Source organism: Actinoplanes sp. ATCC 53533, from assembly GCF_003947245.1.
The window spans coordinates 1-662 of record NZ_QHHV01000624.1; the positions used below are offsets into that span (position 1 = coordinate 1).

General features: G+C 65.6%; 1 protein-coding gene. It reads left to right on the forward strand.

Annotation, left to right across the window (positions count from 1 at the left end; translation table 11 throughout):
- Positions 1-390: 390 nt before the first annotated feature.
- Positions 391-662, forward strand: a 272-nt coding sequence (locus DMB66_RS60345) for a hypothetical protein (RefSeq protein ID WP_148113001.1), incomplete at its 3' end; no start/stop codon positions are given.

A 662-nucleotide genomic window follows, 5' to 3' on the forward strand; every position in this document is an offset into this window, starting at 1 on the left:
AGTCGGTGATCGGGTTGGTCGAGCCGCTGGGTTCACCGGCGTTGGTGGTCTGGTCGAGCGGCCACTCGGGGGCCCACATTATGTCCATCATGACGACGGCCGCGGCGGCGACGCGCAGTTGGAGGTCATCGCCGAAGGCATCGAAACCTACGACCAACAGCAAGTGCTCGGCTAGTACGGCAGCCGGTGCGTCCAGTGATTGAGAGGTGATCGTTCAGCGGTCGTGTCTTGGTCTGAAGCTCGTCGTTGCTTGCCGGTGTGAGTCCGGTCCGCCGGGCGGCGTCTGGGCGAGGTCGAGCGCGATGCTGATGATCGTCTGGTAGACGGTCAGCAACGCGTAGACCTCTTGGGTCGATGTCGCTCGGGTGCTGGGAGCGCAGGACCCGACCGTTGAGCATCGACGACTTGATCGACAGGTCGTGGTTTCATTCCGCTGGTGAGGCTGGCTTCTCTGTGGGCGGCCTCGCGACCGGCGTGGCCTGCGGGAGGGATGCGACGGATTCGGTGGCTGCTGCCGCGTCACTGGACGCCGTCATCTTCAGGAGGGGGAGTGAGGCGATGAGTGTTCCGGCGGCGAGGAGAATGCTCAGGACGCCGACGCCCGTGTTGTCCATGATCGCGCCGACGGCCAGGGGGTCGGTGCCTGCGCCGAGTGTCCCGCT